Here is a 13,855-nt window from a genome sequence, read left to right on the forward strand (position 1 = left end):
TGTCCCTCACTGCGCCTGCAGCATCTTTTGCAGCACCGCATCAAGCTCATAAAAATCCACAGGCTTGGTCAGGTGCAGATCGAAGCCCGCGTCGGACGCCATCTGGCGATCCTTGTCCTGGCCCCAGCCCGTGACGGCCACGAGGATGGCGTTCTGACCGCAGGGCTCGCTGCGCAGCAGCCGCGCCACGTCGTAGCCATTCATGTGCGGCAAGCCGATGTCGAGCAGGATCACGCGCGGCATACAAGCTTGCGCGGCCGCCATGCCGGCCGCGCCATCGTAGGCCGTGCGCACTTCATAACCGAGGATGTCGAGCGCCAGCGCCAGGCTTTCGGCCGCGTCGGCGCTGTCGTCGATGACCAGCACCTTGCCTTCGCGCGTGCCGGCCAGCAAGCGGCGGTTGGGCTCGGGCGGCGCTTGCAGGGGCACGGCGGGCAGCGGCAGGCGCAGTTCAAACGTGCTGCCCTGCCCCACGCCGTCGCTGCGGGCGCTGATGCTGCCGCCATGCAATTCGACCAGGCCCCGCACGAGCGACAGGCCAATGCCCAGGCCGCCCTGCGCGCGCGACAGGGCCGGCTCCAGCTGCGAAAACATGTCGAAGACGGTGTCCAGGTGCTTGGGCGCAATGCCGATGCCCGAATCGCGCACGGTAATGTGCACGTCGTTTTCCGTGCAGGCCACTTCCAGCCAGATGACGCCGTTGGCGGGCGTGTACTTGACGGCATTGGTCAGCAGGTTGGCGATCATCTGCCCCACGCGCGTGGCGTCGGCGTCGAGCCAGATCGGCTGCGGCCATTGCTCCACGTGCACCTTGTGGCCCGATTGCGCCGCCAGCTCCGCCACGCTGTGCAGGGCCGCTTCCACCACGGGCGCCAGCTCCACGCTGGCGCGGCGCAATTCCAGGCGCCCCCGCGTGATGCGCGACACTTCCATCAGATCGTCGACCAGGTGCGTCATGTGCCCCACTTGCCGCCCCAGCACGTCGCGGGCCCAGCGCAGCTGCGGATCGTCCAGCTGCGCCAGGCGCAGCACTTCCAGCACGTTGCGGATCGGCGCCAGCGGATTGCGCAACTCGTGCGCCAGGGTCGCCAGGAACTCGTCCTTGCGCCGGTCGGCGGCCGCCAGTTGTTCGTTGAGCTCGCCTGCTTCCTTGCGCGCCAACTGCAGCTGCTGCTCGTATTTGCGGCGGTCGCTGGCGACAAAGACGGCGATCTCGTCATAACGCACGCCCTCGTGCACGCGCCGCACGGCGTTGAACAGCATGGGGATGGATTGCCCGTGGCGCTGGCGCATGTCGAGCAGGATTTCCGACACGCTGCCCTGCACCTGCATCAGCGGCAGCCAGTGCGTCTGATGGAACACGCGCCCGCCGATGGTCAGCAAGTCCTGCAGTTTCTTTTTCCCGAGCAATTCCCCGGCACCATAACCGAGCCAGCCGCAAAAGGTGGCGTTCGCCTGCACGATAGTGCCGTCGGCTGTGCACAGCAGCAAGCCGCAGGCCGCATGCTGGAACAAGGTACCGGTATCAGGCAAGGAAGGCATCGCGTCCCGCATTACAGGTGCAGGCCGTCGAGAAAGTGGCGGATGGCGCGGTAGCTGGCATCGGGCACGCTCATGTGCGGGCAATGGCCTATATTCTCGACCACGTGCAGGCTGCTGTGCGGCAGCGTTTCGCGCAAGTACACGCCCACGGGCGGCGGCGCGATGAAGTCGTCGCTGCATTGCACGATCAGGGCCGGCGTGCGGTTGTGCGGCAAGATGGCGCGGTGATCGGACAAAAACGTCGCTTGCGCGAAATGCCGGGCGATGGCGGGATCGGTGCGGCAAAAGCTGCTTGCCAGGTCTTTGCCCAGCGCCGGCTGGCCGGGCGCGCCCATGATGGCCGGCGCCATGCCGGCGGACCAGCCCAGGTAATTGCTGTCCATGGCATCGAGCAAGTCGTCGATATCGGCACGGCTGAAGCCGCCCCGGTAGCCGGCCGCCGCATCGTCGACATAGCACGGCGACGGCGCCAGCATGACTTGCGCGGCGAACAGGTCCGGCTCGGCGATACTGGCCAGCAAGGCGCTCATGGCGCTGACGGAATGGCCCACGCAAATGACGGGGCCGCCGCCGACGGCATGGATGATCTGGCGCAAATCGGCGCCATGTGCGTCGAGCCGCGCATAGCGATCGAAATCATAGGCGCCCAGGTCCGAAGCGCCGCTGCCGACCAGGTCGAACAGCACGGTGCGGTAACGGGGACGGAACAGCGGCTCCAGATAGCGCCACATGGTCTGGTCGCAGCCAAAACCGTGCATGAACACCATGGTGGCTGCCGCGCCCGCCTGCGATGCACCGCTGCGTTCGCTTACGCGGACATTGTTCCGATCTTCTATACGCATGCCGCTTCAGCCTTGGATATTTCCATGTGGAATGTAAATTAATTTATTGCTAGCATCTTAACATGCGCGATTTGACCTTGGGCAACACCATTGGCGCTGGACAAACGCCTGGCCACGGCGGATAATGAGAACGATTCCCATTATCAAACTACCAGGCGTATGCTTGGCGTTTTCCTGTGCGCCGCTCTGGCGCCTGCTGGCGGCAACAAGCCGGTTTCATGTTGAAGGTTTGTACCGCATGCGCGCTTTCTGGACTGTCATACACCGCTGGGCCGGCCTGACCATCGCCCTCTTCCTCATCATCGCGGGACTCACGGGCGCCGTCACGTCGTGGGACCATGAACTCGATGAATGGCTCAATGCCGACATCATGGACACCCCGGGCCGCGGCCCCCTGCAGGCGCCGTTCGCGCTGGCGCACAAGGTGGCGGCCGCCGACCCGCGCGTGGAAGTCAATTACATGACCCTGGGCCTGGAAGAAGGCCATGCGGCCGCCTTCATGGTGCGCCCGCTGACCGATCCGGCCACGGGTAAACCGTTCGTGCTCGGCTACAACACCGTTTACATCGACCCCGTCACGGCGCAGATCACGGGCACGCGCGATTCGGCGGCCATTTCCCTGTCGCGCCGCAGCCTGATGCCGTTCTTGCGCCATCTGCACTACAGCCTGCACGTGCCCGCGTTCTGGGGCACGGACCGCTGGGGCTACTGGCTGATGGGGAGCGTGGCCCTCATCTGGCTGCTCGACAGCATGGTGGCCTTGTATCTGACCACGCCGCGCCGTCTGCGCCAGCGCGCCCCGGACGAGGCGCCGCGCCACCGCGACGCCGCCAGCTGGTGGCAGCGGTGGAAACCGTCTTGGGTGGTGCGCTGGGCGGCCGGCGGCTACAAGCTCAATTTCGATCTGCACCGCGCGGGCGGCCTGTGGGTGTGGGCCGTCATCATCGTCGTCGCGTTCACGTCGTTCTCGCTGAACCTGTACCGCGAAGTGTTTTACCCCGTCATGTCGCTCGTCTCCACCACCACGCCGGGACCGTATGAAACGCAGACGCCGGCGCCGTACGGCAGTTACATCACGCCCGCCATCGGCTTCGAGCAGGCGGTGGACATTGCGAAAAAGCAAGCCGTGCAGCGCGGCATCGCGGCGCCCATCGGCGGCATTTATTATGGCGGCAATTATTCGTTCTACAACGTCTCGTTCTTCGACCCGGCCGATGAATTCGGCACGGCCGGCATGGGCTTGTCGAACCTGTACGTCGACGGCATGGACGGCAGCATCATCGGCCAGCACAAGCCATGGGAAGGCACGGCCGCCGACGTCTTCGTGCAACTGCAATTCCCCCTGCACTCGGGCCGCATCCTCGGCTTGCCGGGGCGTATTTTGATGTCCTGCATGGGCCTCATGGTCGCCATGCTGTCGGTGACGGGCATCGTCATCTGGGAAAGAAAGCGCCGCGCACGCCGGCTGCAGGCGAAAAGCCGCTGACATTCACCTCAAGTAGCCACTTCATAAGGGCGCAGGCGGACTGACTCGGCCTGCGCCGCACGCATTGCCGCCGGCATCATCACGCGCAACGCGCAACGCCCCTCGCACCTCCGCACTTTGCACCACAGTCGCCGGCACCTGCCGGCCGTCTGCGCTGCGCGCTTGCCATCCCAAACCTCAAATGCAATTTACTTGCATTAGCATGGCGTGCCGGCTATTATTGCAACTCGATTGCATCTATACCATCGCGCTGCGCCTGCATCCCGCGCCAGCACCCCATTCCGCATTTTTAGAGAGTCCCATGCGCCATCACGTATTCGCAGCCGCCATGCTGTCCACCGCCCCACTCGCTTATGCGGCGGACGACGTCACCCTGCAAACCATCAAGGTCCGGGCAGACAAGCCTTCAAACATCGACAGCGTCGTTCTGGTCGAGAATACGCAAGCCCGGAACAGGACGCTGGGCGGCATGCTCGAGCATGTCTCGGGCGTGCAAAGCAGCGCCTTCGGGCCGAATGCGGGCGCACCGGTGATCCGCAGCCTGAGCGGCAGCCGCGTGCAGATCCTCGAAGACGGCCAGTCCATCCTCGGCATGAATGCGCTCAGCGGCGACATCAACATCCCGTTCGATCCCCTGTTTGCGCGCAGCGTCACCGTCAACAAATCGTCCGATAGCGTGCGTTTCGGCGGCAATGCGATCGGCGGCAGCGTCGACGTCGATTCCGGCCTCATTTCCAGGAAGATGGAGGACCAGCCGAAGGATGTGGAACTGGTGCTGCGCAAGGGCTTCAATGATGCGAACGCGCAAGGCTTGCGCGCGAACTTCAACGACGGGCAGCGCTTTTCGACGAATCTGCAGCTGTCATTCCAGAACATCGGCCATTACGATATTCCCGGCAACAGCAAGGCCGGCTTGTGCAACAGCCAGCTGTTCCCTGTGAAAGGCGGCGTGAATACGTTTTTGGCCGACAGTTGCCAGAAAGAAGCGCGGATCCAGCAGGTCTACAACAAGGCGTCGCAGCCGTTTATCGACCAGTTCATGAAGGAAAATCCGGACTGGGCGGACGGCGATTTTTCCTTCTACACCAATAATCCGACCTCCGTCTGGCAGCGCAAGACCTACGTCAATCCGGCCAACCCCGCTTACGTGCCGGGCACGCCATCGATGACCCAGAACAAGATCAACAAGGACGTGACGCCCGATTACCACGGCACCCTGGGCAACAGCCACGCCAGCAATGCCCACTTTGGCGTCGGCAGCACCTACTTTTTCGATCGCGGCTACGTGGCCGTCAGCCTCGATGCGAAGGAAAGCGAATATGGCGTGCCGGGCTTTTCCATGGAAAACAAGTCGTTCGGGGCGAACTATGACGAGGGGCTGCCCGTCGGCGTGATCATCAAGCAGGATAAATATGCGCTGGAAGCGCATCTGCGCGACCCCGTCGCGTACATTGAAAGCGCGCAATTGCGCGTGTCCCGCCTGAACAATGCATCGGGAGAGCGCCTTGGTGCTGCCAAAGCCAACGACTACCGGTTCGACACGAATCAAGCCGAGCTCCTGCTGGCGCAGCGGCGCGCCGGTCCCTTGAGCGGCTTGCTTGGCCTCAGCTACAAGGCCAGGGATATCACCGGCAGCGGAACGCAACTGTACCTGCCCGACGCAAGCACGCTCAGCCGCGCCCTGTTCGTCAAGCAAAACCTGGAATTCGACTGGGCCACCTTCGATGCGGGCTTTCGCCATGAAAACGTGGAGCACGACATCCGCAAGAGCGGATTCAGGACGTCGAGGAATGCAAGCAACTCCAAACTCGACGACAAGTCGTTCAGCCTGAACAGCTACAGCCTGGGCGCTTCAACCAGGCTTGGCCAGCTGTTCGGCGCAAAGCTGCGCTACTCGGCGTCGGAAAGAGCGCCCGACGTCAATGAGTTGTATGCGAGCAACCGCCACTATTCGATCATGACCCAGGAAGAGGGAAATCAGGACTTGAAGACCGAGCGCGCGAGGAATACGGAACTGACCGGTTTGTTTGCCAATCGCGGCTTCCAGCTGTCCGCGACGGGCTACGTCATGAAATACGAGAACTATATCTACCTTGGCCATTCGGGCGCCCAGATGGCCAATCGCCTGCCATTAAAATACTGGAAGCAGACCGATACGACGGTCCGGGGATTCGAGATCGATGCCTCACAGACCGTTCAACTCGGCGCCTACGGCAAGCTGAACCTCTCCGCATTTGCTGACCTGGTCAAGAACAAGGCGGACAATCCCGACAAGCTGCGCGCGCACAATGACGGCGCCTACCTGCCCAACATGCCCACCAACCGCTACGGCGCCAATCTGCAGTGGGAAAACCAGGGCTGGAAGACGCGGTTGTCAGGCACCCGCTACGACAAGCAGAAGTACCTGGGCAAGAGCGTCAGCGAGGAAGTGCCGCTCGACGGCTACACCATGGTGAACTTCCAGGTAAGCCGCGCACTGCAGGTGCCGGATTCGCCGTTTGCCAGCGTCGAGGTGTTCATCAGCGGGAGCAACCTGCTCGATGTCGATGCCAGGCCGCACAACTCTCCACTGAAATACATCGCGCCCTTGCCGGGCCGTGGCTTCCAGCTTGGATTGAGCGCCAAACTTTAAGGCGCGGCGCCGTTGCGCTCCCGCTGTACCAGCGCCAGCAGGCTGTCGCCCCGGTTGCCGTCGCAGCAGACGGCAACGCCATCCGTGAAGTCGGGCGCCGTCAGGCGCGTCAGCACGCTGCCGGGCGGCATTTCCAGTGCCAGCCGGGCGCCCCGCTCCCACGCCAGGCGCACGGTACTGCTCCACTGCACGCGTTGCGCCATGTTGGCGCCCAGGCTGTCGCGGATGCGGGCCGGGTCGAACAGCGCACGCGCCGCACTGCTGCTCAGGTAGACGAGCGACGGCCGGCGCATGGCCACGCCGTCGAAAGCCGCGCGCAAGTCCAGCGCGGCGCCTTCCAGCAGCGGGCAGTGCGACGGCACGCTGACGGCCAGGCGCTTGGCCTTGCCGGCGCCGTGCGCCAGGGCCAGCGCCATCACGGCCTCCAAGGCAGGCTCGCTGCCGGCAATGGCGGTCTGGCGCGGCGCATTCAGGTTGGCGATATACACGGGCGTGGCGGCGCAGTGCACCCGGGCCAGCAAGGGTTCCAATTGCGCCAGATCCAGGCCGATGATGGCCGCCATGCCGTAACCGGTGGGATACGCCTGCTCCATCAACTGTCCGCGCCGCGCCACCAGGCGCACGGCATCGCCGTAATCGAGCGCGCCGGCGACGACGGCCGCCGCATACTCGCCGATGGAAAAGCCGGCCACCATGTCGGGCAGCGCGCCGCGCGCGGCCAGGGAGCGCGCCATGGCCACGCCCGCGATCAGCAAGCACAGTTGCACGGCCCGCGTCGACGCCAGCGCGCAAGCCGTGTCCAGCTTCAAGGGATCGTGGCCCAGCACTTCAGCCGCCTCGGCCAGGGTATCCGCCACCGCCGCGTCGCCGGGCAGCGCGTGCAGCATGCCCGGAGTCTGGGCGCCCTGGCCGGGAAAGGTAAACAGCACGCTCATGCAAGCTCCCATGGCGTGGCCGTCAGCACGGGACCGCGATCCGTCTTCAGCAAGACCCGGCCCCGCCCCGCCGCCCACTCGGCATACGCAAAGCCGCCATGGCCCGTGTCGATCTGCAGGTCCAGCCGGCACGCCGTGACCTTGGCGGCGATGGCGCGCAAGGCGTCGGCCTGCGCGGCGTCCGGCGGCGCGGCCATGCGCAGCACGAGATCGAGGTCGCTGTCGGCCCGCAGCACGGGCAAGCCGCTGGCCAGCGCGAAACCCACGCCGCCCGTTGGACCCCAGGCCCAGCCCGTGGCGTCGAGCAGGGGTGCGACCTGCCGCAGCGCGTCCAGCGCGGCAGAGAAAAAATCAGGCAGCGGCATCCTCGCCACCATCTCCGGCGTCACGCGGCGCACGACGGCGGCAGCGTCCACTTCGCACGCCTGCCGCTCGCTGCGCAGCAGGCCGCGCACGCCCACGGGAATGCGCCCGGGCGCGCAGCTGGCGCGCCGCACCACCAGCGGCGCGGCGGCCAGCCACGCGGCATCAAGCCAGGCAGGCAAGGATGCACCGTCCGGCATGCCGGACACCCACAGCAAATCATGCGCGCGCCAGCCGTCCATCAGGCCACCACCGCCTTGACGGCGAAGAACAGCAGCGAAGGCCCCAGCAGACAGCCCAGGCCCGTGTGGAAGGTGGCCACCAGCGCGCCATACGGCACCAGTTTGCGGTCGGTGGCGGCCAGGCCCGCCGACACGCCGCTGACGGTGCCGGCCAGGCCGCCGAAGACCATCGCCGAACGGGGCGTCTTCAGGCGCAAAAAGCGCGCCGCGACGGGCGTGCCCACCATCACGAGGATGGCCTTGATGAGGCCTGCCGCGATACTCAGCGCCATGACGTCCGAGCTGGCGCCGATGGCCGCGCCCGTGACAGGGCCGACGATGTAGGTGACGGCGCCGGCGCCGATGGTGGTCATGCTGACGGCGTCCGAATAGCCAAACGCGTAAGCGACGCCGGCGCCGACGAGAAACGGCAGCACCACGCCCAGCAGCAGCGCCACGAGGCCGATCAGGCCCGCCTTGCGCGCCTCGGTCGCCTGCACCTCGAAGGCGGTGGCGACGATGGCGAAGTCGCGCAGCATGGCGCCGCCCATCAGGCCGATGCCGCCGAACAGCGACAAATCGGCCAGGCCCTTGTGGCCTCCGCTATGCACGCCGCCCCTGTAAGCGAGCCCCAGGCCGATCACGATGGCGATGGCCGAGCCGTGCACGCGGCCGAAGGTCAGGTATTTCGACAGCGCCATCGAGACCAGCATGATCAGGCCGACAAAGGCGAATGCCGTCACCAGGCCATTGTGGATGGCGGCTTTTTCAAAGAGCTCAAGCATGACGGTGCTCCTTGACCAGCATCGACTCCGCTTCGGCGGCGGCCGGGTTTTCCATGCGCGCGGTTTCCATCCGGTTCATCAGCGAGATCACGGCGCCGCAAACGAGCACGGAACCGATGGCGGCCAGTACGGCCACCGGCCCGCCGCGCAGCGCCGCGACCACGTCCTGCTGCGCCGCCATGGCCACCACCACGGGAATATACATGGCGCCCCAGTATTCGACGCCCCGCTCCGTCATCTGCGGCAGCCAGGATCGGCGCTGCATGTAGAGCCGGGCGCAGATCAGCAGCAGCATGGCGATGCCCACCCCGCCCACGTTGGTCTTGACGCCCATCAGCTGCCCGAGCAGGTCGCCCAGGAAGATGCCGAGCAAATGGCACAGGGCCAGCAGTGCGGTTCCGTAAATGATCATGATTGTCTCCGTTATTGGAATAGGAATGACTTGGTGTCTTCTCTGTTATTTCACTTACCACTGCTGCCGTAGCACCTCCCTGACTTTTGCCGACGCCTGGCGGTGCAGCGCGCCCAGGCGGCTGGAAAGGTCCCTTTCCGGATCGGCGCGGATGTCAGCCAGCGCCGTCTGCAGGCAGGCGTCGACGGCAGCCGTGTCCTGCGCCGAAGGATGGTCGGGCTGCGCCACCTGCAAGGTTTGCCACAGCAGGCCCAGGGTCGCGTAATTCTTGACGTCATAAGCCATCGGTGGAATCGTCGCGGCCAGCGCTTCGAGCGCTTCCACCGTGCGCAAAGTGATGCGCGCCGCCGACGCCTTGCCCATCGCGTGCACCATCACTTGCGGATCGTCGAGCGCGATCAGGCGGTTGGCCTGGTAGCCGTGCGCCAGGAACGCGCCCGACATGGCCTTGCCGACGATCAGGCCGATGACGGGATGGCCGGCCAGGCGCGCCTCGGCGTAAGCCCCCGCCGAGCCGGCCAGCGCCTGGTGGATGCCGTAGGCTTCTTCGCGCCGGCCATACGCCTGGCTGGCCACGTCGATGACGGCAACAAACGGCCGCTTGACGGCCAGGTCGCGGTCTTCAACAATCACCTGCTGCACGGCGCGCGCGAGCTGCCACGCCTCGACCAGGCCGATTTCTCCCGTGCGGGCGCGCGTAAAACGGTTGTCCGGGTCCGGCAGCACGGCCAGATAGCGCGCCGGTGCGCCGGCCAGCGGCGCATCGACCACGCGCACGGAAGGCGGATAGCCGTCCAGCGGCGCGGCGTTGTGCGTCAGGGCCGCCAGCCAGACGGCGCCCCGGCTCGTGTCGGTGATGGCGTTCATGCTGCGGCTCCTTTGCTGTAGATCAAACGCACGGCTTCCGGCGTGGCTTGCACGGCCGCGTCGACATCGGCCAGACGCGCCAGGTAGCTTTCCGCCTGGTCGCTGCGGTGCCGGCCCGGCACGCCGCGTGCGAACAGCTCGGCCACCATGGCGCGCATCTGCGCCGTATCGTCTTCCACATAGGCGTCGGCCAGGCCGCTGTGAAAGCGCTGTTCGCCGCCCGTCAGGCTCCATATAAATGGCTTGTTGCGCGAGTCGAATTCGTCCACGCCCGCCTCCTGCTCGATCACGGCGGGGCCATTGAGACCCAGTCGCGCCTCGCGCGTCACTACTAAATAGCTGCACAAGCCCGCCGCGATCGACATGCCGCCGTAGCAGCCGACGGTACCGGCCGTGATGCCGATGACGGGCTGGTAGCGGCGCAGGTCGACGATGGCCGCATGGATGTCTGCAATCGCAGCGAGGCCCAGGTTGGCTTCCTGCAGGCGCACGCCGCCCGTCTCGAACAGGATCACGGCGCGCGTCGGCACGCCCTGGCGGTTGTCGCGCGCCGCCAGTTCCAGCGCCCCGGCGATCTTCGCGCCGCCCACTTCGCCCATGCTGCCGCCCTGGTAGGCGCCCTCGATGGCCAGCACCACGGCCGGCTGGCCGTCGAACAGGCCCTTGGCCACCACCACGCCGTCGTCCGCCTGGGCCGTGACGCCCTGCTGCGGCAGCCACGGCGACGCGATGCCGCAGAACGGGTCGAGCAGTTCGCGCATGCTGCCTGCATCCAGCAAGGCCTTGGCACGGCTGCGCGCGCCGCGTTCGATGAAGCTGTCGCGCTCAAGCAGTTGTTGTAATGTACTCATGCCGCCCTCCCCGCTTGCAATTCTTCGTAGGCTTGCTCGATGCGCATGCGCACCACGCCCGGCGTGGCGCCGCAATCGTTGATGACGATGGTCGCCGCCGGCAGCAGCTCGCCGCCGAAGACGCGCAGCAAGAGCGCATCCCAGACGGCGCCCTTGCCGTCGACGGAGGTGTTGACGACGATGCGGGTCACGCCATCGCCGGCGGGCTGCAACAGCACTTCCAGGTCGCCCGAACCGACGACGCCGGCCAGCGCGCGCCCCGATGCCGGCCGCCCGGCGGGGAATGTGTAGTCACGCGTTTCCATGCGCTTCTCCTTCTTGTAATCTGTCCAGGAACAGGGTCGCCGCCAGCAAGTCCGCCGCGCCGCCCGGCGACACGCCGCGCGCCAGCGCCGCCGCTTCCAGCGCCAGCAGCGCCTGCGTTCCGGCATTGGTAGCCGCGCCGCCGGCCGCCAGCACCCGCGCCGCGCCCGCCTGCAGGTCCAGCAAGGCCGCCTCGCCGCCGCGCGACAGCACGCAGGTGTCGTCCAGCTGGCTGATAATCGCCAGCAAGGCATTCAGGCGCGCCGTCGTCTCGTTGTCGCCGCGCGCCCGCGAGGCGTGCAGCTGCGCCAGTCCGGCACCCGTCACGAGGGGAAAGCCGGCGCGGGCCTGGCCCCGCGCCCCGTCCACCTGGTACTGGCGGCATGCCAGCTCGCCCTTGTTGCCGGTGACGGCAGGCGCGCCACGATCGTGCAAACGGGCCAGCGCGCCGGCCCGCGCCGCCACGGCGTGCGGCGTCAGCGATGCGCCGCGCGCGCCCTGCTGCGCCGCCGCCGTCGCCAAGAGGCCCAGCGCCCAGATGGCGCCCCGGTGCGTGTTCACGCCGCCCGTCGCTGCCAGCATCAACGCCTCGCCTTCGCGGCCGATGGCGCCGATGCGCTGGCGCAGGCCATCGTCATCGCCGCTTTCCCAAGCCGCTTGGGCCATGGCGGCAAACACGGGTTCCAGCACGCAGGCAGAGTGGCACATCAGGGCCCAGTTCAAGTCCGCGTGGGCGCCCCGGCTGCGCAAATCGACCAGGCCCGGTTTCGGCGTCAGGGTCACTTCATCGAGCAGCGCCTGCAGCACCTGCCGCCCCAGCGCGGCGGCGCGTTCCCGCACCGGCGTCATTGTCATCGTCGTCATCATCGTGCTCATTACCAGCTCCTGAATTTGGCGGGGGGTTGATACAGGCCGTCCGACCACTCGACCAGGTCGGCGATGCTTTTCGCCGCCAGCAGCGAGCGGTTCGCCGCGCCGCGCTGCACGCCGATATCCTCGGGCAGCGCGATCAGGCCGTCGGCGCGCAATTTGGCCGTCGTCTTCGGGTCGTGGCGCAGGCCGATGGGCGTCACGCCGGCGACCGCCGCCAGCATGGCCTTGCGCTCGTCTAGCGAACGGGCCTTGTACAGGTAGGCGATGCCCTCTTCCGTCAGCACATGGGTGACGTCGTCGCCATAGATCATCACGGGCGCCAGCGGCATGCCACTGGCTTGGCCCACGGCCACGGCGTCGAGCGATTCGACGATGGTCGGCTGGCCGCCGTCCTGGAACGTCTCGACCATCTGCACCACCAGCTTCTTGCCGCGCGCCAGCGGGTCGTCCGTCTCGATCAGGTCCAGCCAGGCCGGCGTCGGATGGCGCCGGCCGTGCGGGTCGTGGCCCATGTTGGGCGCACCGCCGAAGCCGGCCAGGCGGCCGTTCGTGACGGTCGAGGAATTGCCCAGGCCATCCATCTGCAAAGTCGCGCCGATGAACAGGTCGACCGCGTACTGGCCCGCCAGCTGGCACAGGGCGCGATTCGAGCGCATCGAGCCGTCGCGGCCCGTGAAAAACACGTCGGGCCGCGCGGCCGCATAGCCTTCCATGCCCAGTTCCGCGCCGAAGCAGTGCACGCTCTCGACCCAGCCCGTTTCGATGGCGGGGATCAGGGTAGGATGCGGGTTGAGCACCCAGTTGCGGCAAATCTTGCCCTTCAAGCCCAGCTGCTCGCCATACGTGGGCAAAATCAGCTCGATGGCGGCCGTATTGAAGCCGATGCCGTGATTGAGCGACTGCACCTGGTGTTTTTCATACACGCCGCGGATCGCCATCATGGCCATCAGCACGTGCACGGGCTTGATCACGCGCGGATCGCGGGTAAACAACGGTTCGATGAAGAACGGCTTGTCGGACTGCACGACGAAATCGATCCACGAGCCGGGCACGTCGACCCGGGGCAGGTCGCTGACGTCGTCCACGATCTGGTTCACCTGGGCGATGACGATGCCGTCGCGGAAGGCGGCCGATTCCACCAGCGTCGGCGTATCTTCCGTGCTGGGGCCCGTGTACAGATTGCCCTGCCGGTCGGCCATGTAGCCGGCCACCATGACGACGTTGGGCGTGAGGTCGACGAACAGGCGCGCATACAGCTCGATATACGTGTGGATGGCGCCCACTTCGAGCAAGCCATCCTGCAGGAACTGCGCGATGCGCAGGCTTTGCGTGCCGGCAAAGGAAAAATCGAGCTTGCGGGCGATACCGCGTTCGAACAGGTCCAGGTGCTCGGGCAGGCTGACGCTGGGCATGATCAAGTGCAGATGGTGGATCTTGTCGGGGTTGACCTGGGTCAACATGCGGGCGAGGAAGTCGGCCTGCTTCTGGTTATTGCCTTCGAGGACGACGCGGTCGCCCGGCGCAAGCAGCGCTTCGAGCACGGCGACCATGTCGCCCTGTTGCAGCACGGGGCCGTTCGCGTAGTGGCGCACGGCGTCGAGGCGGCGGCGTTTCTCGGTGCGCCGCGTGTCCCATTGTTTTTGCCGCTGCGCTGGCGCTGCTGTGGCGGTTGACATCATGCCTCCGGAATGAACTATCGAATCCAGACGATAGAACGAAAGCGCCAGCGCGACAATCAATCTG

Annotated in this window: 13 protein-coding genes; 2 read left to right on the forward strand and 11 right to left on the reverse strand. The window is 66.3% G+C overall.

The window, feature by feature from the left end:
* Positions 1–6: 6 nt before the first annotated feature.
* Together IGS60_RS20510 and IGS60_RS20515 are read right to left on the reverse strand one after the other, a co-directional pair.
* Positions 7–1,542 (reverse strand): ATP-binding protein, encoded by a 1,536-nt coding sequence (locus tag IGS60_RS20510; protein WP_230506005.1) that lies wholly within the window; start codon positions 1,540–1,542, stop codon positions 7–9.
* Positions 1,543–1,553: 11 nt separating this feature from the next.
* Positions 1,554–2,384, reverse strand: a complete 831-nt coding sequence (locus IGS60_RS20515; RefSeq protein WP_230506006.1) for an alpha/beta fold hydrolase — start codon at positions 2,382–2,384, stop codon at positions 1,554–1,556.
* A gap of 238 nt (positions 2,385–2,622) precedes the next feature.
* Here IGS60_RS20515 and IGS60_RS20520 point away from each other — a divergent pair, with 238 nt between their 5' ends.
* Together IGS60_RS20520 and IGS60_RS20525 are read left to right on the forward strand one after the other, a co-directional pair.
* Positions 2,623–3,870, forward strand: coding sequence for a PepSY domain-containing protein (locus IGS60_RS20520; RefSeq protein ID WP_230506007.1), 1,248 nt, complete (start codon positions 2,623–2,625; stop codon positions 3,868–3,870).
* 301 nt (positions 3,871–4,171) lie between these two features.
* Positions 4,172–6,502 carry a TonB-dependent receptor gene (locus tag IGS60_RS20525; protein WP_230506008.1) on the forward strand — a complete coding sequence of 777 codons (2,331 nt, stop codon included), beginning with the start codon at positions 4,172–4,174 and terminating at the stop codon, positions 6,500–6,502.
* On the opposite strand, the gene mdcH is transcribed toward IGS60_RS20525, so the two are convergent.
* Genes mdcH through mdcA form a run of 9 tightly spaced genes read right to left on the reverse strand, consistent with a single transcriptional unit; the run spans position 6,499 to position 13,791 of the window.
* Positions 6,499–7,437: a malonate decarboxylase subunit epsilon gene (gene mdcH / locus IGS60_RS20530; protein ID WP_230506009.1), complete on the reverse strand. Its 939-nt coding sequence runs from the start codon at positions 7,435–7,437 to the stop codon at positions 6,499–6,501. The genes IGS60_RS20525 and mdcH overlap by 4 nt on opposite strands.
* Positions 7,434–8,042, reverse strand: a complete 609-nt coding sequence (locus IGS60_RS20535) for a malonate decarboxylase holo-ACP synthase (RefSeq protein WP_230506010.1) — start codon at positions 8,040–8,042, stop codon at positions 7,434–7,436. The genes mdcH and IGS60_RS20535 overlap by 4 nt, the downstream gene beginning before the upstream one ends.
* The gene (gene madM, locus IGS60_RS20540; RefSeq protein ID WP_230506011.1) at positions 8,042–8,806 is read right to left on the reverse strand and encodes a malonate transporter subunit MadM; all 765 of its coding nucleotides are present in this window, start codon (positions 8,804–8,806) and stop codon (positions 8,042–8,044) included. The genes IGS60_RS20535 and madM overlap by 1 nt, the downstream gene beginning before the upstream one ends.
* Entirely contained in the window at positions 8,799–9,218 is a 420-nt protein-coding gene (gene madL / locus IGS60_RS20545) for a malonate transporter subunit MadL (protein ID WP_070218631.1), read from the reverse strand. Before madL ends, madM begins: the two co-directional genes overlap by 8 nt.
* Before the next feature lie 54 nt (positions 9,219–9,272).
* Positions 9,273–10,085 carry a biotin-independent malonate decarboxylase subunit gamma gene (mdcE, locus tag IGS60_RS20550; protein WP_230506012.1) on the reverse strand — a complete coding sequence of 271 codons (813 nt, stop codon included), beginning with the start codon at positions 10,083–10,085 and terminating at the stop codon, positions 9,273–9,275.
* Positions 10,082–10,936: a biotin-independent malonate decarboxylase subunit beta gene (locus IGS60_RS20555; RefSeq protein ID WP_230506013.1), complete on the reverse strand. Its 855-nt coding sequence runs from the start codon at positions 10,934–10,936 to the stop codon at positions 10,082–10,084. The genes mdcE and IGS60_RS20555 overlap by 4 nt, the downstream gene beginning before the upstream one ends.
* Entirely contained in the window at positions 10,933–11,241 is a 309-nt protein-coding gene (locus tag IGS60_RS20560; RefSeq protein ID WP_230506014.1) for a malonate decarboxylase subunit delta, read from the reverse strand. Before IGS60_RS20560 ends, IGS60_RS20555 begins: the two co-directional genes overlap by 4 nt.
* Positions 11,228–12,094: a triphosphoribosyl-dephospho-CoA synthase gene (locus IGS60_RS20565; protein ID WP_230506142.1), complete on the reverse strand. Its 867-nt coding sequence runs from the start codon at positions 12,092–12,094 to the stop codon at positions 11,228–11,230. The genes IGS60_RS20560 and IGS60_RS20565 overlap by 14 nt, the downstream gene beginning before the upstream one ends.
* A gap of 20 nt (positions 12,095–12,114) precedes the next feature.
* Positions 12,115–13,791, reverse strand: a complete 1,677-nt coding sequence (gene mdcA / locus IGS60_RS20570) for a malonate decarboxylase subunit alpha (RefSeq protein WP_230506015.1) — start codon at positions 13,789–13,791, stop codon at positions 12,115–12,117.
* Positions 13,792–13,855: the final 64 nt, after the last annotated feature.

The sequence above is a fragment of the Janthinobacterium sp. FW305-128 genome (assembly GCF_020858135.1).
Classification (GTDB): domain Bacteria; phylum Pseudomonadota; class Gammaproteobacteria; order Burkholderiales; family Burkholderiaceae_D; genus Janthinobacterium.